Source organism: Vibrio sp. 10N.222.55.C6, assembly GCF_041473395.1.
GTDB lineage: Bacteria > Pseudomonadota > Gammaproteobacteria > Enterobacterales > Vibrionaceae > Vibrio > Vibrio crassostreae_C.
In genome coordinates, this window is the sequence record NZ_JBFRSD010001220.1 from 1 (window position 1) to 267 (window position 267).

The following is a 267-nucleotide window of genomic DNA, read 5'->3' on the forward strand; positions in this document are numbered from 1 at the left end:
GCAAGGATATAGCTTGATAAACCGCAAGACCTGGGGATTCCTCTTGGGTCGTTGATGTAAATTCCCCCGCTCTCGACTTGGTAGAACAAGAACTGAGTAATTAAACGTTTTATAGACTTAGTCAAGTCTTGCTTATGTAGCCATTCAACCAATTTAAATTTATTAAGATTCTGGTAACAACCTTGAATATCCGTTCGACAGAAAAAACTATGTTGCTGAGCTTGAGTTCCTATTTGTTCCATAACGTTCGTTAACCCTGTTGCTCCA

The 267-nt window shown here is 39.3% G+C and carries 1 pseudogene; it reads right to left on the bottom strand.

The window, feature by feature from the left end:
* Positions 1–242: pseudogene (locus tag AB4486_RS28265) on the bottom strand (hypothetical protein); the annotation flags it as partial.
* Positions 243–267 lie beyond the last annotated feature (25 nt).